We start from the raw sequence: 19,585 nt of genomic DNA, 5'->3' as shown, positions 1-19,585 counted from the left end.
CTCTTGGTGGGAGCCCCGGCCAGACCCGTCAGACCTCTTCGACGCTGCTCGGCTCGCGCCGGGACAGGTCGATACCGAGCTCCTCCGCGGCGCGGAAGACGTCCTCGTCGGTGTCGCGCATCTCGATGGACATGCCGTCCGAGGACAGCACCTCCACGTTGAGGCACAGGGACTGCATCTCCTTGATGAGCACCTTGAAGGACTCGGGGATGCCAGGCTCGGGGATGTTCTCGCCCTTGACGATGGCCTCGTAGACCTTCACGCGACCGGTGACGTCGTCGGACTTGATGGTCAGCAGCTCCTGGAGGGCGTACGCGGCGCCATATGCCTCAAGCGCCCACACCTCCATCTCTCCGAAGCGCTGGCCACCGAACTGAGCCTTACCACCCAGCGGCTGCTGGGTGATCATCGAGTACGGACCGGTCGACCGGGCGTGCAGCTTGTCGTCGACCAGGTGGTGGAGCTTGAGGATGTACATGTACCCGACCGAGATCGGGTCCGGGAACGGCTCACCGGAGCGGCCGTCGAACAGCCGGGCCTTGCCGGTCGGGAGCACCATGCGCTCGCCGTCCCGGTTCGGGATGGTGTGCTGCAGCAGACCGGCCAGCTCGTCCTCGCGCGCACCGTCGAAGACCGGGGTCGCGACGTTGGTGCCCGGCTCGACCTGGTCGGCGCCGATGGCCTGCAGGCGCTGCGCCCACTCGTCCGCGAGGCCGGAGACGTCCCAGCCACGGCTGGCGAGCCAGCCGAGGTGGATCTCCAGGACCTGTCCCGGGTTCATTCGGGACGGGACACCCAGCGGGTTGAGGATGATGTCGACCGGGGTGCCGTCCTCCAGGAACGGCATGTCCTCGATCGGCAGGATCTTGGAGATGACGCCCTTGTTGCCGTGACGGCCGGCGAGCTTGTCACCGTCGGTGATCTTGCGCTTCTGCGCGACGTACACGCGCACCAGCTGGTTCACACCGGGGGGAAGCTCGTCGCCCTCCTCGCGGTCGAAGACGCGGACGCCGATGACCTTGCCGGTCTCGCCGTGCGGCACCTTCAGCGAGGTGTCACGGACCTCACGGGCCTTCTCGCCGAAGATCGCACGGAGCAGGCGCTCCTCCGGGGTCAGCTCGGTCTCGCCCTTCGGGGTGACCTTGCCGACCAGGATGTCGCCGGCGACGACCTCGGCACCGATACGGATGATGCCGCGCTCGTCGAGGTCGGCGAGGACCTCCTCGGAGACGTTCGGGATGTCCCGGGTGATCTCCTCGGGGCCGAGCTTGGTGTCACGGGCGTCGACCTCGTGCTCCTCGATGTGGATCGAGGAGAGGACGTCGTCCTGGACGAGGCGCTGCGACAGGATGATCGCGTCCTCGTAGTTGTGACCCTCCCACGGCATGAACGCCACGAGCAGGTTCTTGCCGAGCGCCATCTCACCGTTCTCGGTGGCGGGGCCGTCGGCGAGGACCTGGCCCTCGATGACGCGGTCGCCCTCGGCGACGACGACCTTCTGGTTGACCGAGGTGCCCTGGTTGGAGCGGGAGAACTTGGCGATGCGGTACGTGGTGTACGTGCCGTCGTCGTTGGTGACGGTGACGTAGTCGGCCGAGACCTCCTGGATGACACCGTCCTTCTCCGCCTTGATGACGTCGCCGGCGTCGGTGGCACAGCGGTACTCCATGCCGGTGCCGACGAGCGGGGCCTCCGCCTTGATGAGCGGAACGGCCTGGCGCATCATGTTCGCGCCCATGAGGGCACGGTTGGCGTCGTCGTGCTCGAGGAACGGGATCATGGCCGTCGCGACCGACACCATCTGGCGCGGCGAGACGTCCATGTAGTCCACGTCCGACGGCGGCACGTAGTCGACCTCGCCGCCACGACGGCGGACGAGCACGCGGGACTCGGAGAAGCGCAGGTCCTCGCCCAGCGCGGCGTTGGCCTGCGCGATGACGTAGCGGTCCTCCTCGTCGGCGGTCAGGTAGTCCACCTCGTCGGTGACCTGGCCGTCGACGACCTTGCGGTACGGCGTCTCGACGAAGCCGAACGCGTTGACGCGGCCGTACGAGGCGAGCGAACCGATCAGACCGATGTTCGGGCCTTCGGGGGTCTCGATCGGGCACATGCGTCCGTAGTGGGACGGGTGCACGTCTCGGACCTCGAAGCCCGCCCGCTCACGGGACAGACCGCCGGGGCCCAGCGCCGACAGACGGCGCTTGTGGGTCAGGCCCGAGAGCGGGTTGTTCTGGTCCATGAACTGGGACAGCTGGCTGGTGCCGAAGAACTCCTTGATGGAGGCGACGACCGGCCGGATGTTGATCAGGGTCTGCGGCGTGATCGCCTCGACGTCCTGGGTGGTCATGCGCTCGCGCACGACGCGCTCCATACGGGCGAGACCCGTACGGACCTGGTTCTGGATGAGCTCGCCGACGTTACGCAGACGACGGTTGCCGAAGTGGTCGATGTCGTCGGTCTCGACGACGATCTGCGTGCCGTTCTCACCGACCGTCTCGACCTCGCCGGCGTGCAGCTTGACCAGGTACTTGATGGTCGCGATGACGTCGTCGGTGGTGAGCACGCCGGCGTCCAGCGGCTCGTCCGCGCCGAGCTTCTTGTTGACCTTGTAGCGGCCGACCTTGGCGAGGTCGTAACGCTTGGGGTTGAAGTACAGGTTCTCAAGAAGGGTCTGCGCGGCCTCGCGCGTCGGGGGCTCACCCGGGCGCAGCTTGCGGTAGATGTCGAGCAGCGCGTCGTCCTGGCCCTGGGTGTGGTCCTTCTCCAGGGTGGCGCGCATCGACTCGTACTCGCCGAACTCCTCGAGGATCTGCTCGGTGGTCCAGCCGAGCGCCTTCAGGAGGACGGTGACGGACTGCTTGCGCTTGCGGTCGATGCGGACACCGACCATGTCGCGCTTGTCGATCTCCATCTCCAGCCAGGCACCCCGGGACGGGATGATCTTGGCGGAGAAGATGTCCTTGTCGGACGTCTTGTCGATGGAGGAGTCGAAGTAGACACCCGGCGAGCGGACCAGCTGCGACACGACGACACGCTCGGTGCCGTTGATGACGAAGGTGCCCTTGTTGGTCATGAGCGGGAAGTCGCCCATGAAGACCGTCTGGGACTTGATCTCGCCGGTCTCGTTGTTGGTGAACTCGGCCGTGACGAAGAGCGGGGCGGCGTACGTGAAGTCGCGCTCCTTGCACTCGTCGATCGAGTTCTTCGGAGGCTCGAAGCGGTGGTCGCGGAAGGTCAGCGACATCGACCCGGAGAAGTCCTCGATCGGAGAGATCTCCTCGAAGATCTCCTCCAGACCGGACTTGGTGGGGACGTCCTGTCCGGACTCCAGAGCCACCTCGACACGAGCCTTCCACGCGGCATTGCCGAGCAGCCAGTCAAAGCTCTCGGTCTGCAGCGCGAGGAGGTTCGGAACCTCGAGGGGCTCCTTGATCTTTGCAAAGGAGATGCGCAGCGGGGCGGTGCTTGCGCCGTTGTTCGTATTCGCGGTCGAGGCGTTGCGCGAGGCGGCCAAGAGGGGGTCCTTCCGAGGGCTCGGACTCACTACGCGCGTACCGGTCCCAAGCCGGGCACAGAGACAGACGTTCCCGATCCGACGTAAAAGGCCAGGTCAGGGCTATTCGGTCAACGATGCTCATGCGAGGGGATGCCCCTGGTGACGGGCAGGGGGCAGCTAACAGGCAGCGCAAAGGGTCAGTGTAGCCACTTGGCCCACTGATGTCCAGGGCGGGTTTACCGAGACCCTCGTTGTTCTCAACTCCGCGGTATGCCGTGCGCCGGGAGGCGCACACCGATACTGCCCGTTCGGTCGTCGATCCATGCCTCGAACTTGGACCGTTGTGACGACGCGTCCTGAGAATTGCGCGCTGCGTGCGGTTCGTCAAGGCCCCCCACTCCGTGGAGATCGTCACCTGGCGCACGGCGAAGATCACCTTACTCTCCGCAGCGGACAGTGCAAGACGACCGCACGGGTGTACACGGAACGCCGAAGGGCGACCACCCGGATGGGTGATCGCCCTTCAGTGTGTGCGCGTTACACCGCGGCAGCCGGAAGGCTCCCGCTCGCGACACCACGCGCCCGTGGGCGCGTGCAGGTACTTACTTGACCTCGACGGACGCGCCGGCGGCCTTGAGGGACTCGGCAGCCTTCTCCGCGGCCTCCTTGGCGACCTTCTCGAGGACCGGCTTCGGGGTGCCGTCGACGAGGTCCTTGGCCTCCTTCAGGCCCAGGGAGGTCAGCTCACGCACGACCTTGATGACCTGGATCTTCTTCTCGCCGGCGCCGGTGAGGATGACGTCGAACTCGTCCTGCTCCTCGACGGCCTCGGCAACGGCGCCCGGGCCGGCGGGGCCGGCAACGGCGACCGCGGCGGCGGCGGTGACGTCGAACTTCTCCTCGAAGGCCTTCACGAACTCGGAGAGCTCGATGAGGGTCATCTCTTCGAACTGCGCGAGCAGGTCGTCCTGGCTGAGCTTCGCCATGGTGGCGGTCCTTCCACTAATTCGGCTGGTGCCGGATGTACATGTGAGGCGGGCGTACGTTGGCCCGCTGCGACCCGCGCGCTAGGCGGCGCGGATCAATGCGCGAGCCGAATTACTCGGCACCGCCCTGCTCGGCCTGCTTGGCACGAAGCGCGTCCACGGTGCGGACGAGCTTCGACGGAAGCGCCTGGAAGAGCTGAGCAGCCTGGGACTGCTTGCCCTTGAAGGCACCCGCCAGCTTGGCGAGCAGAACCTCGCGGGACTCGAGGTCCGCAAGCTTCTTGATCTCATCGGCGGACAGCGCCTTGCCGTCAAGGACACCCGCCTTGATGATGAGATTCGGGTTGTCCTTGGCGAAGTCACGAAGACCCTTCGCCGACTCCACCGGGTCACCGGTGATGAAGGCGACAGCCGTCGGACCAGTGAACTGGTCGTCGAGCGAGGTGATCCCGGCCTCGTTGGCCGCAATCTTGGTCAGCGTGTTCTTCACCACGGCGTACTGGGCGTTCTCACCGAGCGAACGACGCAGCGTCTTGAGCTGCGCCACGGTGAGACCCCGGTACTCGGTCAGCACGGCGGCGTTCGAGCTGCGGAACTGGTCCGCGAGCTCGGCTACCGCGGCAGCCTTGTCGGGCCTTGCCATAGAGCGTCGGCCTCCTTCCGGGTGATGACGACCGCTCGGAAGGGGCTGAACAAAACGAAACGCCCCGGCGCAGGCGCACGGGGCGTGGCTCGACCGGCTGCACTCATCGAAGAGCGACGTCCGGGAGCTCATCCACAGTCACCTGCGCGGGTCGTCCGCAGTTAGCGGATCCTTCGGCCGCCGCACCCATGACAGGCACGACAACGACCAGCGGTCTTTGGCTTCCGTGGAAGAGTACGCGAACGGATCGGCGTCAAGCAAATCGGTCCGACCGGGTGGTCAGGAGCCGGACCCGGCGCCGGTCCCGCCGTCCGCCCCGGCGCTCTCCAGCTCCTTCAGCATCGTGAAGAGGTCGAAGGTGTCCTTGGCCGGCGGCGCCTGGACGGTGGCCTTGGCTCCGTAGTCGGAGTAGTGGGCCGTCATGTCGACCGTGCCCTGAGGGGTCTTGATGCCGATGACCATCTTGACCGGGAAGTTGTCCTCGTTGACCCAGAGCTCGGTGTCGTAGCCCTTCACGCCGGCCTTCTTGACGTTGGCGACCAGCTCCTTGCGCTCCTTCTCGGAGAGCACCTCGAGGGACTTGTTGGCGTCGACCATCTCCTCGAAGGTCAGCGTGCCCTTGTAGTGCTGCGCCGGGGCGCCGTCGACCTTCTCCGGGCCGATGTGCTTGAGGTTCGGCGAGTCGAGCAACAGGGCGAGCTGCTGGGCCGGGTCCTGGTTCATGTTCTCCAGGCTGCCGGTCATCTGCTTCTTCATGGCCTCGCTGCCGGCGACCTCGGCCGCGGCCTTGAAGTCCAGCTTCATCCAGCGCTTGCCGTCCATCTCGGCGGCCTGCTTCGCGCCCATGTCCATGTACATGGCGTTGTCCACCAGGACCATGCGCACCTGGGACGGGGCATCGGGGTCACCTGCCGAGAGGGCTGAGCCCTTCATGGTGACGTCCATCACCGCGGGGTCCCACCCCTGGACGCCGGACAGCTCGATCGTGCCCTCGCCGCCGCCCGCCCCGACCGGCATCGACATGGTCATACGGACCTTGGCCGACTTGGCCTCGGACGTCTTGCGGTAGGCGGCCTGGATGACCTCGGTGATCTCGCCCTGCGTCTGGACCTGCGACTTCGGCGCCTCGGCGGCCTTCTTCTTCCCGCTCCCGCCCTCGTCGCCGTCCTGACAGCCCGCGACACCCGCGACGACCGCCACAGCCGTCAGAGAGACGCCCGCGCGCTTCCATGCGGACATGCCCATGAATCCCCACCCCTAGATCATTTGTTGCTGTTTCGTCCATCGGGACAACTGAACGGTAACTCACCGGTCCGACACCGTCGTTGCAAAAAACCGGCCCCCGCGCCTCGGAAGAGGTGCGGGGGCCGGTCTCACAGCCTACGAGCCCGTCGGGCTCGACCCGGTCAGACAGCTGCCGGGTCCTCCTCGACGAGGAGGTTGCGGGTGCGGTTGGAGTCCAGCGGGATGCCGGGGCCCATGGTGGTGGTCAGGGTCGCCTTCTTGATGTAGCGGCCCTTCGCCGCCGACGGCTTCAGACGGAGGATCTCGTCCAGCGCCGCGGCGTAGTTCTCGACCAGCTTCGTCTCGTCGAAGGAGACCTTGCCGATGATGAAGTGCAGGTTCGAGTGCTTGTCGACGCGGAACTCGATCTTGCCGCCCTTGATGTCGTTGACAGCCTTGGCGACGTCCATGGTCACGGTGCCGGTCTTGGGGTTCGGCATCAGACCACGGGGACCGAGCACGCGGCCGAGGCGACCGACCTTGCCCATGAGGTCCGGGGTGGCGACGACGGCATCGAAGTCCAGACGGCCCTTCGAGACCTCGTCGATCAGTTCGTCGGAGCCGACGATGTCGGCGCCCGCGGCTTCCGCGGCCGCAGCACGGTCACCGGTCGCGAAGACCAGGACCCGGGCGGTCTTACCGGTGCCGTGCGGAAGGTTCACGGTGCCACGGACCATCTGGTCGGCCTTGCGCGGGTCAACACCCAGGCGGAAGGCGACCTCGACGGTGCCGTCGAACTTCGTGCTGGCGGTGTCCTTCGCAAGACGGACGGCCTCGAGCGGGGCGTAGTTGCGCTCCCGGTCGATCTTGTCGTCCGCGTTGCGGAGAGCCTTGCTGCGCTTCACTTCTTCTCCTGTTGGTTCAGGTACGGAGTCGTGGTCCGGGCCGGCGCTGGCCCTGCCACTGTGGTCTCGCGGGAGCTGATCAGCCCTCGACCGTGATGCCCATGGAACGGGCGGTGCCGGCGATGATCTTCTCCGCGGCGTCCAGGTCGTTGGCGTTCAGGTCGGGCATCTTGGTGGTGGCGATGTCACGGACCTGGTCGCGCGTCAGCTTGGCGACCTTGGTCTTGTGCGGCTCGCCGGAGCCCTTGTCCACACCCGCGGCCTTGAGGATCAGCTTGGCGGCCGGCGGAGTCTTGGTGACGAAGGTGAAGGAACGGTCCTCGTAGACCGTGATCTCCACCGGCACGACCATTCCGCGCTGCGACTCGGTCGCGGCGTTGTAGGCCTTGCAGAACTCCATGATGTTGACGCCGTGCTGACCGAGCGCGGGACCGACCGGCGGAGCCGGGTTGGCCGCACCGGCCTGGATCTGGAGCTTGATCAGCCCCGTGACCTTCTTCTTCTTGGGAGGCATTGCTCTCTCCGGGTCCTAGTGAGAGTTATCCGCCTTCCACCCGATCATCCGGATGGAGGCATACCGCACAACGATAACGGGTATGGCTGCGCGGCCAAAAACCGAGCAGGTCAGAACGGCCACGAGGGCCGTTCTGACCTGATCGGAAGCTTCTGTACGAGCTAGTTCTTCTGGATCTGGTCGAAGCTCAGCTCGACCGGGGTCTCGCGACCGAAGATCTCGACGAGGCCCTTGACCTTCTTCGAGTCGGCGTTGATCTCGTTGATCGTGGCCTGCAGGGTAGCGAACGGACCGTCCGTGACGGTGACCGAGTCGCCGACCTCGAAGTCCAGCACCTGGACCTCGACCTTGCGGGCCGGAGCCGGCTTGCCCTCGGCCTCGGCGGCCTCGCGGGCGGCCTTCTCCTCGGCCTCCGGGGCGAGCATCTTGACGATCTCGTCCAGGGTCAGCGGGTACGGGTCGTAGGCGTTGCCGACGAAGCCGGTGACGCCGGGGGTGTTGCGGACGACGCCCCAGGACTCGTTCGTCAGATCCATCCGGACGAGCACGTAGCCGGGCAGCTTGTTCTGCCGGACGTTCTTGCGCTCGCCGTTCTTGATCTGGACGATCTCCTCCTCGGGCACCTCGGCCTGGTAGATGAAGTCCTCGACGTTCAGCGAGACGGCACGCTGCTCCAGGTTGGCCTTCACGCGCTTCTCGTAGCCCGCGTAGGTGTGGATCACATACCACTCACCGGGCAGACCGCGCAGCTCGTCACGGAGCGCGGCGATCGGGTCGGCGGGGGCCTCGGGCTCTGCCTCGACCTCGTCCTCGGCGGCGAGCTCCTCGTCGGCCGCTTCGTCGGCTTCCTCGTCCTCGTCGGCCTCGGTGACGGCCTCGTCCTCGTCCTCGACCTCTACGTGAGTCGCGGCCTCCTCGGCCGGCTCGCCCGCAGCGGCGTCAGCAGCTTCCGCCTGGTCCTCATCGGCCGCCTCGACGATGTCGAGCGCGTCCTCGGGGGACTCGAGGCTGTCGCTCGGCTCAACGGCGTCGTTCAGGTTCGGGTCAGACACGGTGGCTGCTTCTTCCTGGATACAGATGGGGTGGAACATGCGAAAGGGGCGCCGATGAGGCGCCCTCCGCTGGATCAGCCGAAGACGTACTTGACTGCTTCCTGGAAGCCATAGTCAATCACGGTCACCAGGCCGATCATGATGACAACGAAGACAATCACCACTGTGGTGTACGTCGTCAGCTGGCTGCGAGTGGGCCAGACGACCTTGCGCAGCTCGGCGACGATCTGGCGGTAGAACAGCGCGAGGCGACCCAGAGGGCCCTTCTTCCCGCGCTTGCCGCCCTTCCGGGTCTTCTTACGAGACTCGGGCGCCTCGTCCTCGGCATCAGGCATGTCGATGGAGCCCACGGCGTCCGTCACGTCTCTCACCTGATTCCGGGTCGTGGCCGTGCCGCGCCCGGTGGAGCCGCACGGCGATGCATTGAAGTACGTACATGCGCACACATCCTGGACAAGGTGTGTGTAGCAGGGCCGGAGGGACTTGAACCCCCAACCGCTGGTTTTGGAGACCAGTGCTCTACCAATTGAGCTACGACCCTTTGTGGTTCCCCCCAAACCTACCGCATCAGTAGAGGTGGTCGGTGAGGGCCAACGACGAGTGAGTGTACGTGGTCAGAGCCCGTGCGTCGAACAGAAAGCTTCGCGGCGGTTCCTGTCCGCATTCTGTCCGTGCCCTGTCAGCTGCGTGTCCGACCCTCGAAACCCCTGTGCCCGGGGGGTCCGGGGTCTGGGACCATGGCCGTATGAGCGCTGCAACTCCTCCCACCGAGCGCCGGGTCTCCGCCCGTATCGGCGCGATCTCCGAGTCCGCGACCCTCGCCGTCGACGCCAAGGCCAAGGCCCTCAAGGCCGCCGGCCGTCCGGTGATCGGTTTCGGCGCGGGCGAGCCGGACTTCCCGACCCCGGACTACATCGTCGAGGCCGCGATCGAGGCCTGCAAGAACCCGAAGTACCACCGCTACACGCCGGCCGGCGGCCTGCCCGAGCTGAAGAAGGCCATCGCGGACAAGACGCTCCGCGACTCCGGCTACGAGGTCGACCCGGCCCAGGTGCTGGTGACCAACGGCGGCAAGCAGGCGATCTACGAGGCCTTCGCAGCGATCCTGGACCCGGGCGACGAGGTCATCGTCCCGGCGCCGTACTGGACGACGTACCCCGAGTCGATCCGCCTCGCCGGCGGTGTCCCGGTGGAGGTCGTGGCCGACGAGACCACCGGCTACCGGGTCTCGGTCGAGCAGCTGGAGGCGGCGCGCACCGAGCGGACCAAGGTCGTCCTCTTCGTCTCCCCGTCCAACCCGACCGGCGCGGTCTACAGCGAGGCGGACACCGAGGCGATCGGCCGCTGGGCGCTGGAGCACGGTCTGTGGGTGCTGACGGACGAGATCTACGAGCACCTCGTCTACGGCGACGCGAAGTTCACCTCGATCCCGGCGCTCGTGCCCGAGCTGCGCGACAGGTGCATCGTCGTCAACGGTGTCGCGAAGACGTACGCGATGACCGGCTGGCGGGTGGGCTGGATCGTCGGCCCGAAGGATGTGGTGAAGGCCGCGACCAACCTCCAGTCCCACGCCACGTCCAACGTGTCCAACGTGGCGCAGGTCGCCGCGCTCGCCGCCGTCTCCGGCAGCCTGGACGCGGTCGCCGAGATGGGTGAGGCCTTCGACCGCCGCCGCCAGACGATCGTGCGGATGCTCAACGAGATCGACGGCGTGGTCTGCCCGGAGCCGGAGGGCGCCTTCTACGTGTACCCGTCGGTGAAGGGACTGCTGGGCAAGGAGATCCGCGGCAAGCGCCCGGAGACCTCCGTGGAGCTCGCGGCGCTGATCCTGGACGAGGCCGAGGTCGCGGTCGTACCGGGCGAGGCGTTCGGTACGCCGGGCTATCTGCGGCTGTCCTACGCGCTGGGCGACGAGGACCTGGTCGAGGGTGTCTCGCGGATGCAGAAGCTGCTCGCGGAGGCCCGGGACTGACGTTCCGCTTTCGCTCGTGGGACGGGCTCCCGGCTGCGGCCGGGGGCCCGTTTCTTCGTTCGGGCAAGGACCCGATCGGGGAAAGGGGCTGCCGGACGGGCGACGCGTGCGGCAAGATCCTGCAATGGAGCGAGTCCGCGATATCAACCTGCTGCCCAAGGCCCATCTGCATCTGCACTTCACCGGCTCGATGCGCCCCAGCACCCTGCTCGAACTCGCCGACAAGTACGGCGTGCACCTCCCTGAGGCCCTGACGAGCGGCGAACCGCCGAAGCTCCGCGCGACGGACGAGCGCGGCTGGTTCCGCTTCCAGCGTCTGTACGACATCGCGAGGTCCTGTCTGCGGGAGCCGGAGGACATCCGGCGGCTGGTGCGCGAGGCGGCCCAGGAGGATGTGCGGGACGGCTCCGGCTGGCTGGAGATCCAGGTCGACCCGACGTCGTACGCGCCCATGCTGGGCGGGCTGATCCCGGCCCTGGAGGTGATCCTCGACGCGGTGGAGGGCGCGGCCCGCGAGACCGGCCTGGGGATGCGGGTCGTGGTGGCGGCCAACCGGATGAAGCACCCGCTGGACGCCCGCACGCTGGCACGGCTGGCCGTGCGCTACGCGGACCGGGGCGTGGTCGGCTTCGGGCTCTCCAACGACGAGCGCCGCGGCATGGCCAGGGACTTCGACCGTGCCTTCGCCATCGCGCGCGAGGGCGGGCTGCTGGCGGCCCCGCACGGCGGCGAACTGACCGGCCCCATGTCCGTACGGGACTGTCTGGACGATCTGCACGCCTCCCGGATCGGCCACGGGGTGCGGGCGGCCGAGGATCCGCGGCTGCTGCGCAAGCTGGCGGAGCGCGGGGTGGCCTGCGAGGTCTGCCCCGCGTCCAACGTGGCCCTCGGCGTGTACGAGAAGCCCGAGGACGTGCCGCTGCGGACGCTGTGGGACGCGGGCGTACCGATGGCGCTGGGCGCGGACGACCCCCTGCTGTTCGGGTCGCGGCTGGCGGCGCAGTACGAGATCGCCCGGCTCCATCACGGCTTCACCGACGCCGAGCTGGCCGAGCTGGCCCGCCAGTCGGTGCGGGCGTCGGCGGCGCCGGAGGACGTACGGGGCAAGCTGCTGAGCGGGATCGACGACTGGCTGACGAACACCCCGTAGCCGATCCCGCGCAGCAGCGTCCGGGCGAGGGCCGAGGCGAAGGTGTCGACGTCCTGCTGGGGCGGGCGCCTGCCCGCCGTCGCGTCGTACGCGAAGGCACGGTGCGCACAGGCGCCGAGGAGGAGCGAGGCGGCGGGGGCTCCGGCGGGGCGGAGTGGGCGGCGGGGGCTCGCGACGGAGTGGACGGCGGTGCGCCCGCCGCGGCTGACCGACGGCCCTGAGACCGGGCGCTACCGCACCGCGGTGGGCACGAGTCTGCGTGGCGGCGCCAGGATCTCGCGCGCGGATGTGGCCCACGCCATGCCGGCGATGGCGCAGGCCCCCGCGACGTTCAGGCGGCCGGTGGCCGTGGCCTGCTGACCGCCGGCGGTGGCGGTGGCCTACCGATACCGGGCCGTGCGGGCCCGGTTCAGAGGCTGACGCCGACCGTCACCGGCTCGTTGACGAGGGTGACCCCGAAGGCCTCGCGCACACCGGCGACGACCTCGCGGGCGAGCGCGAGGAGGTCTTCCGTGGTGGCCTCGCCGCGGTTGGTGAGGGCGAGCGTGTGCTTGGTGGAGATACGGGCGGGTCCGCTGCCGTACCCCTTGGTGAAGCCGGCCTTGTCGATGAGCCAGGCGGCGGAGGTCTTGGTGTGGCCGTCGACCGCGGGATAGGCGGGCGGGGTGACGCCGTCGCCGAGCCGGTCACGGACACGGCCGAGGAAGGTCTCGTACTCCGCCGCCGTCAGGATCGGGTTCGTGAAGAACGATCCGGCCGACCAGGTGTCGTGGTCCTCGGGATCCAGCACCATGCCCTTGCCCGCGCGCAGCTTCAGGACCGCCTCGCGCGCTGCCGCCGCCGGCACCCGGTCCCCCGCCTCGACGCCGAGCGTACGGGCGGTCTCGGGGTACTTGATCGGCGCGGACATGCCCCGCGCGTCCTCCAGCTCGAACCGCACGCGCAGCACGACATAGCGGTCCGGGTCGGCCTTGAAGCGGCTGTGGCGGTACGAGAAGCCGCACTCGGCGTTCGGGACGGTGACCGTCCCGCCGCTGCGGCGGTCGTACGCCACGACCTCGGTGATGGTGCTGGACACCTCCTGGCCGTACGCCCCGACGTTCTGGATCGGCGTGGCACCGGCCGAGCCGGGGATGCCGGACAGGCACTCCAGCCCGGCGAGGCCGGCCTCCACCGTCCTCGCCACGGCGTCGGTCCACACCTCGCCCGCGGCGAGCTCCAGCCGTGTGCCGTCCAGCCGGAATCCCGTGGTGGCGATGCGCAGGGCGGTGCCGTCGAACCCCTTGTCCCCGATCACCAGGTTGCTGCCGCCGCCGATCAGCAGCAGCGGCGTCCCGGCGTCGTCGGCCTCGCGGACGGCGGCGATCACCTCGTCGTCCGTGGTGGCGGTGACGAGGCGGGTGGCCGGTCCGCCCAGGCGGAACGTGGTCAGTGGGGCGAGGGGCGCGTCATGGAGTTCCTGCACGCCGACAAGAGTACGGGCCTGGGCACCCCGGCCCGGTGGGGGCCGGGGTGTGCTCGGGCTCACGCCACGGGGGCGACGACCACGTCGGGCCCCGAGGCCGTGACCTTGGCCGTGTGTCCGGCAGCGGCACGCCGGCGCGGGATGAGGAGGGCGATCGCCGCGCCCACCCCCACCGCCGCCGAGCCGATCCACAGTGCGGGCACGGTCCCGTCCACGAACGCGTCCGCGGATCCGTATCCGCCCTGCGCCGCGAAGACGGAGGCGAGGATCGCCACCCCGAGGGCTCCGCCGACCTCGCGCATGGCGTTGTTCGCGCCGGAGGCGATGCCCTGTTCGAAAGTGCGGACGCTGGACATGACGAGGCTGGCCGCGGGGGCGAAGTAGAGCGACATGCCGATGCCGCTGATGATCAGCGGCGGCAGCTGGGCCGCGTACGAGACATCGGGTGCGAGTATCAGCGCGAAGTAGCCGAGGCCCACGGCCTGCAGGGCGAGTCCGGCGACGACGACGGGCCGGCCGCCGACACGGTCGGAGAGATAGCCCGCGACCGGCGCGACGAGCATCGGCATGCCGGTCCACGGCAGCATCCGCAGCCCGGCCTCGGTCGGCGAGTAGCCGACGATCGTCTGCAGGAACTGGCTGAGCAGGAAGATCGAGCCGAACATCCCCAGGAACATCAGCAGGCTCGCCATGTTGATGCCGAGGAACCCACGGTCCCGGAAGAGCCGCATCGGCAGCATCGGCCGCTTGCCGTGGATCCCGTGCCACACGAACGCGGCCACCAGCAGGCCGCCCGCCGTCAGCCCGGTCAGCACGCGCCCGTCGGTCCAGCCGTGCGACGGCGTGCTGACCAGGCCGTACACGATGCCGAAGAGACCCGCGCTGATCAGGACCGTGCCGAGGACATCGAGTCGCGCGTCGGGCCCGTACGACTCCTTCAGGCGCAGCCGCGCCAGCGGCAGGAGCACGAGGCCGACGGGAACGTTGAGCCAGAAGATCCACTGCCAGGACAGATGCTCGGTGAGGCTGCCCCCGATCAGCGGTCCACTGGCCACGGCCAGACCGGTGACCGCGCCGAAGGCGCCGAGGGCCATGCCGCGGCGGGCGACGGGCACGGCGGCCGTGAGCAGGGTGAGGGTCAGCGGCATCATGACCGCGGCCCCCGCACCCTGCACCGCCCGGGCGGCGATCAGTTCGCCGATGCCGGGCGAGAGCGCGGCGGCGGCGGACGCCACGGTGAAGACCGTGAGCCCGGCCGTGAAGAGCCGTCGTCGGCCGAACCGGTCCCCGAGCGCCGCCCCGAACATGAGCAGGACGGCGAACGTGAGCGTGTACGCGTTCACCGTCCATTCCAGGTCCTCCAGCGCCCCGCCGAGGTCGGTGCGTATGGACGGAAGCGCGGTGGTGACGACGAGATTGTCGAGAGCCGCCATGAAGCCGGCGACGCTGGTGATGACGAGCGCCCAGATGGCGGGGCCGCCACCTCGGGCTGCTTGCTGAGTCACTGCTCTCTCCCCCTGCTGGTTAGTTATTGCTGACTAACTTCCTTGGTCATGGAAACGGTCGGCACGCAGATCCCGGGACACCTCGGCACGCACGACGGCGCGGCGGGGAACCACGGGGATCACGGCTCCTGCGGGGCAGGACGCCGGGCCGAGGCGTAGAACCCCTCCCATACCCGGTGACCGGCGGGGAAGCCCATGGCGACCAGCGTGTTGATCAGCATTCCGTACGCCATGAACTGCGTGGTCTCGCCGATGTCCGCGCCGAGCGGCAGATGGACCGCCTCCCAGAGCTCCATCCAGCAGCCGCGGACCTCTTCGCCGAACTCACGGTCACCTGCCGCTTCGGCGGCGGCCACGGCGACATAGGTCTGCATCTGCATCAGCAGCCGCTCGGGCTGCTCGTCGATGATCCGGGTGTACGCGTTCGCCATGGCGTGCAGGGCCTCCTCGCCCTCCAGCCCCTCGCTCGCCTCCTCGAACGCCTGGCGCATCTCGGTCATGCAGCGTCCCGCGGCGGCGAGGAAGATGGCCTTCTTCCCCGGGAAGAGCCGGAAGAGATACGGCTGCGAGACACCCACCCGTCTGGCGATCGCCTCGGTGGACGTACCGCTGTAGCCGCCGTGGGCGAACTCCGACATCGCCGCACGGATGACGCTCTCGCGCCGCTCCTCTGCACTCATCCGGACCATGAGAGTGAAGTTAGTGCTCAATCACTAACTACGTCAACGGCGCGGCACGGACAGCAGCGAAGGCGGACAGCAGCGAAGGCTCGGGCGACAGAGAAGGCGCGAACAGCGGTCAGGGGGCGAAAAGCGGTGAAGGGGCGCCGCCCGATGAGCCGCGCCCCTTCCTCCATGCTTTCCGCCGTCGGCAGCCCTCGGCCGCGCGACGCGGCGGTCAGGCGAGCCGTACGACCGCCCGCGACATCCCCAGCACCTTCTGGCCCGCCGACATCGCCGTCAGGTCGACCCGCACCCGGCCGTCGTCCAGCTTCGCCGCGACCTTGCCGCTGACCTCGATGAGCGCGCCCTGGTCGTCGTTGGGCACGACCACCGGCTTGGTGAAGCGGACCCCGTACTCGACGACCGCCGCCGGGTCGCCCACCCAGTCCGTCACCACACGCGCCGCCTCGGCCATCGTGAACATGCCGTGCGCGATCACGTCCGGCAGCCCGACCTCCTTGGCGAACTTCTCGTTCCAGTGGATCGGGTTGAAGTCCCCGGAGGCGCCCGCGTACTGCACCAGCGTCGCCCGCGTCACCGGAAAGCTCTGCGCCGGCAGTTCCGTACCGACCTCGACGTCCGCGTATGCGATCTTCGCCGCCATCTCGATCAGCCTTCCTCGGCGCCGCGCGCCACCAGCTTGGTCCACGCCGTCACGACGTGCTCCCCGGCCTCGTCGTGCACCTCACCGCGGATGTCCAGGATGTCGTTGCCCGCGAGGGACTTGACGGCCTCGATGGTCGAGGTGACCGTCAGCCGGTCACCCGCCCGCACCGGACGGGTGTACGCGAACTTCTGGTCGCCGTGCACCACACGGCTGTAGTCCAGGCCCAGTTGCGGATCCGCGACGACCTGTCCCGCGGCCTTGAAGGTGATCGCGAACACAAAGGTCGGTGGAGCGATCACATCGGAGTGGCCGAGTTGCTTGGCGGCGTCGGGGTCCGTGTACGCCGGATTCGCGTCGCCGACCGCCTCCGCGAATTCCCGGATCTTCTCCCGGCCTACCTCGTACGGCGCGGTGGGCGGATAGGTCCGCCCGACGAAGGACTGGTCGAGCGCCATGGACTCGCTACCTCCTGGTTTTCGTTCCCTGGCCGGAGGCACCGGAACCAGCCGGTAACCCCGTAACAAACGACACGAGGCCGCCCCCTCGACGGGGGCGGCCTCGCATTCGAGCCTGATTCAGCGCGTCTCGCGGTGTGCAGTGTGCGCGTTGCAGCGCGGGCAGTGCTTCTTCATCTCAAGACGGTCCGGGTTGTTGCGCCGGTTCTTCTTGGTGATGTAGTTCCGCTCCTTGCACTCCACGCAGGCCAGCGTGATCTTCGGGCGGACGTCGGTGGCAGCCACGTGAGTGCTCCTTGGACGGACGGATGGACGGGTGAACGCAGAAAAGAGTAGCCGATCGAAGGACCGACCCCACAATCGGCTACTGTGTGTAGCGGTGACCGGACTTGAACCGGTGACACAGCGATTATGAGCCGCTTGCTCTACCGACTGAGCTACACCGCTTCGATGCCGGATCCCCTCGCCCGAAGGCGAGGATCACCAACATCAGAGCCCCAATACGGAATCGAACCGTAGACCTTCTCCTTACCATGGAGACGCTCTACCGACTGAGCTATTGGGGCGAGCGATGAAGACATTACACGGTCGGTCGCCGATCGCCCAAATCCGTTTACGAGCCACGTTGGCCGCCTTCGGCGCGTACCCGACGGAGCGCCGTCACACCCGCCTCGTCGGCCACACGCGGACACAGACGGTGACGCCTCCACGTCCCTCCCCGTACGCCACTCGTGGTCACACCGGTACGACTATTGCGCTCCTCCTCGATGCGCGGTCGGCGCGCCCCTAGGCTCGGCTCACGCCGGGTGATCATGATCGTCCGCAGGCCACCCGCGGCCACTCCCCCGCCCCCGGGCCACTCCCCCCGCCCATCAGGAGCGCGATGCCCGACAGTCAGGCGCAGCCGCCCGACCGCGCCACCGCAGACACCACGGCGCTGCTCCTGTGCGGCGCCCGCCTCACCGACGGCCGCACGGTCGACGTGCGGCTCAGCGGCGCGCGGATCGAGGCCGTCGGCACCGCGGGCAGTCTCAGCACGTCCCCCAAGGTGCACTCCGCGCGAGTGGACCTGAGCGGCTATCTCCTGCTCCCCGCACCCGCGGAGCCGCACGCCCACGCGGACACGGCCCTCACCGCGCTCGCCGCCGCGGGGCCCGTCTCGTACGCCGCCGAGGACGTCCAGCGGCGGGCCACCGAGGCCGCACTGCTGCAGCTCGGGCACGGGGCGACCGCGCTGCGCTCGCACGTGCGGATCGGCGATGTGCAGGGCCTCGGCCCGCTGGAGGCGGTGCTGCAGGCGCGCCGGTCGCTGCGCGGACTGGCCGAGCTGACCACCGTCGCCGTGCCGCGGCTGCTCACGGGAGTGGCGGGCGCCGACGGCCTGGCGGTGCTGCGGGACGCGGTGAAGACGGGCGCGTCCGTGGTCGGCGGCTGCCCGGACGCCGACCCGGATCCGACCGGCTACACGGAAGCGGTCCTGGAGATCGCCGCCGAGTACGGCTGTCCCGTCGATCTCCACACGGACGGTGACGATCCGGCGCGGCTGGCCCGGCTCGCCGCCATGGCCGGCGGGCTGCGGCCCGGCGTCTCGATCGGCCCGTGCGCGGGTCTCTCCCGGCTGCCGGCCGAGGTCGCGTCCCGGACCGCGGACCAGTTGGCGGCGGCCGGGGTGACCGTGGTCTGCCTGCCGCAGGGCGGCTGCGCCGGCGCGGAGCTGCGCGGCGTCGCACCGGTGCGGCTGCTGCGGGCGGCCGGGGTCCGGGTCGCGGCGGGCGGCGGGGCGATGCGCGACGTGGCGAATCCGGTCGGGCGCGGCGATCCGCTGGAGGCCGCCTTCCTGCTCGCCTCCCAGGGCGGGCTGCGCGCGGCGGAGGCGTACGACGCGATCGGCACGGCGGCACGCGCGACGATGGGGCTGCCGGAGGTGCGGGTCGAGGCGGGGTTCCCGGCCGAGCTCCTCGCGGTGCGCGGCGAGCAGCTGGAGGGCGTGCTGTCGCTGGCGTACAGCAGGATCGTCATCCACCGGGGACGCGTCGTGGCCCGGACGAGCGCGGTACGCGAGTACTGCGACTCGGCGGCGGCCGTCGCCCTCGAACTGCCGCGCCAGGGACGGCCGGACCCGAGGCCGTGAGGCGACCGCCCGTTGGCCGGAACGGGGCGGTGCGTCCGGATGTCGCGCGCGGGGCGGGGTGGACCGGCGTACGGTCGTGAGCATGCGCATCGTCATCGCTGGGGGACACGGTCAGATCGCACTGCGCCTGGAGCGGCTGCTCGCGGCGGGCGGACACGAGCCGGTGGGCATCATCCGCAAACCGGAGCAGGGTGACGACCTGCGCGAGGCCGGTGCGGAGCCGTGTCTGCTGGATCTGGAGTCGGCCTCGGTGGATGAGGTCACGGCGGTCCTGACGAGCGCGGACGCGGCGGTCTTCGCGGCGGGTGCGGGGCCGGGAAGCGGCCCGGAGCGCAAGGACACGGTCGACCGGGACGCGGCGATCCTGTTCGCGGACGCGGCCGAACGGGCGCGTGTGCGGCGGCACATCGTCGTCTCGTCCATGGGCGCCGACCCCGAGCACGAGGGCGACGACGTCTTCGACGTGTACCTGCGGGCGAAGGGCGCGGCCGACGCGTACGTACGCGGCAGGAGCGGTCTGGACGTGACGATCCTGCGCCCCGGGATGCTGACCAACGACGCCGGGACGGGGCTGGTCCGGCTGGAGGCCCGCACCGGGCGCGGCCCGGTGCCCAGGGACGACGTGGCCGCGGTCATCGCGGAACTCGTCGAGACTCCGGCGACGACCGGGCTGACGCTGGAGCTGATCAGCGGGGCGGTACCGGTCACGGTCGCGGTGAAGGACATCGCGGGCAACTGACGTCGGGAGCAGGCGTGGT

The 19,585-nt window shown here is 69.0% G+C and carries 18 protein-coding genes, 3 tRNA genes and 2 pseudogenes; 5 read left to right on the top strand and 18 right to left on the bottom strand.

Features of this window, described 5'->3' with window-relative positions; translation table 11 throughout:
• Positions 1-28: 28 nt before the first annotated feature.
• The 9 genes from rpoB to ACIQMR_RS29390 all read right to left on the bottom strand — a co-directional run bounded on the left by rpoB (position 29) and on the right by ACIQMR_RS29390 (position 9,361).
• Positions 29-3,514, bottom strand: a complete 3,486-nt coding sequence (rpoB, locus tag ACIQMR_RS29430; protein WP_358667896.1) for a DNA-directed RNA polymerase subunit beta — start codon at positions 3,512-3,514, stop codon at positions 29-31.
• 584 nt (positions 3,515-4,098) lie between these two features.
• The gene (rplL, locus tag ACIQMR_RS29425; RefSeq protein ID WP_072485559.1) at positions 4,099-4,482 is read right to left on the bottom strand and encodes a 50S ribosomal protein L7/L12; all 384 of its coding nucleotides are present in this window, start codon (positions 4,480-4,482) and stop codon (positions 4,099-4,101) included.
• 112 nt (positions 4,483-4,594) lie between these two features.
• The gene (rplJ, locus tag ACIQMR_RS29420) at positions 4,595-5,125 is read right to left on the bottom strand and encodes a 50S ribosomal protein L10 (RefSeq protein ID WP_360433161.1); all 531 of its coding nucleotides are present in this window, start codon (positions 5,123-5,125) and stop codon (positions 4,595-4,597) included.
• A 279-nt stretch (positions 5,126-5,404) separates the two neighbouring features.
• Entirely contained in the window at positions 5,405-6,370 is a 966-nt protein-coding gene (locus ACIQMR_RS29415) for a hypothetical protein (protein ID WP_401393520.1), read from the bottom strand.
• 161 nt (positions 6,371-6,531) lie between these two features.
• Positions 6,532-7,254 carry a 50S ribosomal protein L1 gene (gene rplA, locus ACIQMR_RS29410; RefSeq protein ID WP_266381532.1) on the bottom strand — a complete coding sequence of 241 codons (723 nt, stop codon included), beginning with the start codon at positions 7,252-7,254 and terminating at the stop codon, positions 6,532-6,534.
• A gap of 79 nt (positions 7,255-7,333) precedes the next feature.
• Positions 7,334-7,768, bottom strand: coding sequence for a 50S ribosomal protein L11 (gene rplK / locus ACIQMR_RS29405; RefSeq protein ID WP_003956479.1), 435 nt, complete (start codon positions 7,766-7,768; stop codon positions 7,334-7,336).
• Positions 7,769-7,929: 161 nt separating this feature from the next.
• Complete coding sequence (gene nusG, locus ACIQMR_RS29400) at positions 7,930-8,820, bottom strand: transcription termination/antitermination protein NusG (protein ID WP_401393517.1); 891 nt, start codon at positions 8,818-8,820, stop codon at positions 7,930-7,932.
• 74 nt (positions 8,821-8,894) lie between these two features.
• Positions 8,895-9,182 (bottom strand): preprotein translocase subunit SecE, encoded by a 288-nt coding sequence (secE, locus tag ACIQMR_RS29395; RefSeq protein WP_266381527.1) that lies wholly within the window; start codon positions 9,180-9,182, stop codon positions 8,895-8,897.
• A 106-nt stretch (positions 9,183-9,288) separates the two neighbouring features.
• A tRNA-Trp gene (locus ACIQMR_RS29390) sits at positions 9,289-9,361 on the bottom strand.
• Positions 9,362-9,565: 204 nt separating this feature from the next.
• On the opposite strand from ACIQMR_RS29390, the gene ACIQMR_RS29385 reads away from it, so the two are divergent.
• The gene (locus tag ACIQMR_RS29385) at positions 9,566-10,792 is read left to right on the top strand and encodes a pyridoxal phosphate-dependent aminotransferase (protein WP_358667888.1); all 1,227 of its coding nucleotides are present in this window, start codon (positions 9,566-9,568) and stop codon (positions 10,790-10,792) included.
• A gap of 124 nt (positions 10,793-10,916) precedes the next feature.
• Positions 10,917-11,942 (top strand): adenosine deaminase, encoded by a 1,026-nt coding sequence (locus ACIQMR_RS29380; RefSeq protein ID WP_401393513.1) that lies wholly within the window; start codon positions 10,917-10,919, stop codon positions 11,940-11,942.
• Positions 11,943-11,944: 2 nt separating this feature from the next.
• Here ACIQMR_RS29380 and ACIQMR_RS29375 read toward each other — a convergent pair.
• Positions 11,945-12,076 (bottom strand): annotated as a pseudogene (locus ACIQMR_RS29375) (TetR/AcrR family transcriptional regulator); the annotation flags it as partial.
• Between the two features lie 37 nt (positions 12,077-12,113).
• Here ACIQMR_RS29375 and ACIQMR_RS29370 point away from each other — a divergent pair.
• Positions 12,114-12,302: pseudogene (locus tag ACIQMR_RS29370) on the top strand (NAD(P)H-binding protein); the annotation flags it as partial.
• 49 nt (positions 12,303-12,351) lie between these two features.
• Here ACIQMR_RS29370 and ACIQMR_RS29365 read toward each other — a convergent pair.
• The 8 genes from ACIQMR_RS29365 to ACIQMR_RS29330 form a co-directional block, all read right to left on the bottom strand.
• Positions 12,352-13,470: a UDP-N-acetylmuramate dehydrogenase gene (locus ACIQMR_RS29365; protein ID WP_401393510.1), complete on the bottom strand. Its 1,119-nt coding sequence runs from the start codon at positions 13,468-13,470 to the stop codon at positions 12,352-12,354.
• Entirely contained in the window at positions 13,467-14,912 is a 1,446-nt protein-coding gene (locus ACIQMR_RS29360) for a DHA2 family efflux MFS transporter permease subunit (protein WP_401393507.1), read from the bottom strand. The genes ACIQMR_RS29365 and ACIQMR_RS29360 overlap by 4 nt, the downstream gene beginning before the upstream one ends.
• 119 nt (positions 14,913-15,031) lie before the next feature.
• Complete coding sequence (locus ACIQMR_RS29355) at positions 15,032-15,601, bottom strand: TetR/AcrR family transcriptional regulator (RefSeq protein ID WP_401393505.1); 570 nt, start codon at positions 15,599-15,601, stop codon at positions 15,032-15,034.
• A gap of 208 nt (positions 15,602-15,809) precedes the next feature.
• Positions 15,810-16,238 carry a MaoC family dehydratase gene (locus tag ACIQMR_RS29350; RefSeq protein ID WP_401393502.1) on the bottom strand — a complete coding sequence of 143 codons (429 nt, stop codon included), beginning with the start codon at positions 16,236-16,238 and terminating at the stop codon, positions 15,810-15,812.
• Between the two features lie 5 nt (positions 16,239-16,243).
• Positions 16,244-16,696, bottom strand: coding sequence for a MaoC family dehydratase N-terminal domain-containing protein (locus tag ACIQMR_RS29345; RefSeq protein ID WP_401393499.1), 453 nt, complete (start codon positions 16,694-16,696; stop codon positions 16,244-16,246).
• Between the two features lie 120 nt (positions 16,697-16,816).
• Positions 16,817-16,981, bottom strand: a complete 165-nt coding sequence (gene rpmG / locus ACIQMR_RS29340; RefSeq protein ID WP_003948671.1) for a 50S ribosomal protein L33 — start codon at positions 16,979-16,981, stop codon at positions 16,817-16,819.
• A gap of 89 nt (positions 16,982-17,070) precedes the next feature.
• Positions 17,071-17,143 (bottom strand) — tRNA-Met (locus ACIQMR_RS29335).
• Positions 17,144-17,189: 46 nt separating this feature from the next.
• A tRNA-Thr gene (locus tag ACIQMR_RS29330) sits at positions 17,190-17,262 on the bottom strand.
• Positions 17,263-17,579: 317 nt separating this feature from the next.
• On the opposite strand from ACIQMR_RS29330, the gene ACIQMR_RS29325 reads away from it, so the two are divergent.
• A complete protein-coding gene (locus ACIQMR_RS29325; protein ID WP_401393496.1) occupies positions 17,580-18,827 on the top strand; it encodes an amidohydrolase family protein in 1,248 nt (415 codons plus the stop codon).
• An 82-nt stretch (positions 18,828-18,909) separates the two neighbouring features.
• On the top strand, positions 18,910-19,566 hold the full coding sequence (locus tag ACIQMR_RS29320) for an SDR family oxidoreductase (RefSeq protein ID WP_401393493.1): 657 nt from the start codon (positions 18,910-18,912) through the stop codon (positions 19,564-19,566).
• The last annotated feature ends 19 nt before the right edge of the window (positions 19,567-19,585 follow it).

Source organism: Streptomyces sp. NPDC091376 (assembly GCF_044757085.1).
GTDB classification, from domain to species: domain Bacteria; phylum Actinomycetota; class Actinomycetes; order Streptomycetales; family Streptomycetaceae; genus Streptomyces; species Streptomyces pratisoli.
The sequence above is the reverse complement of the archived record's forward strand: the minus strand, read 5'-3'. Positions and strand labels throughout refer to the sequence as shown.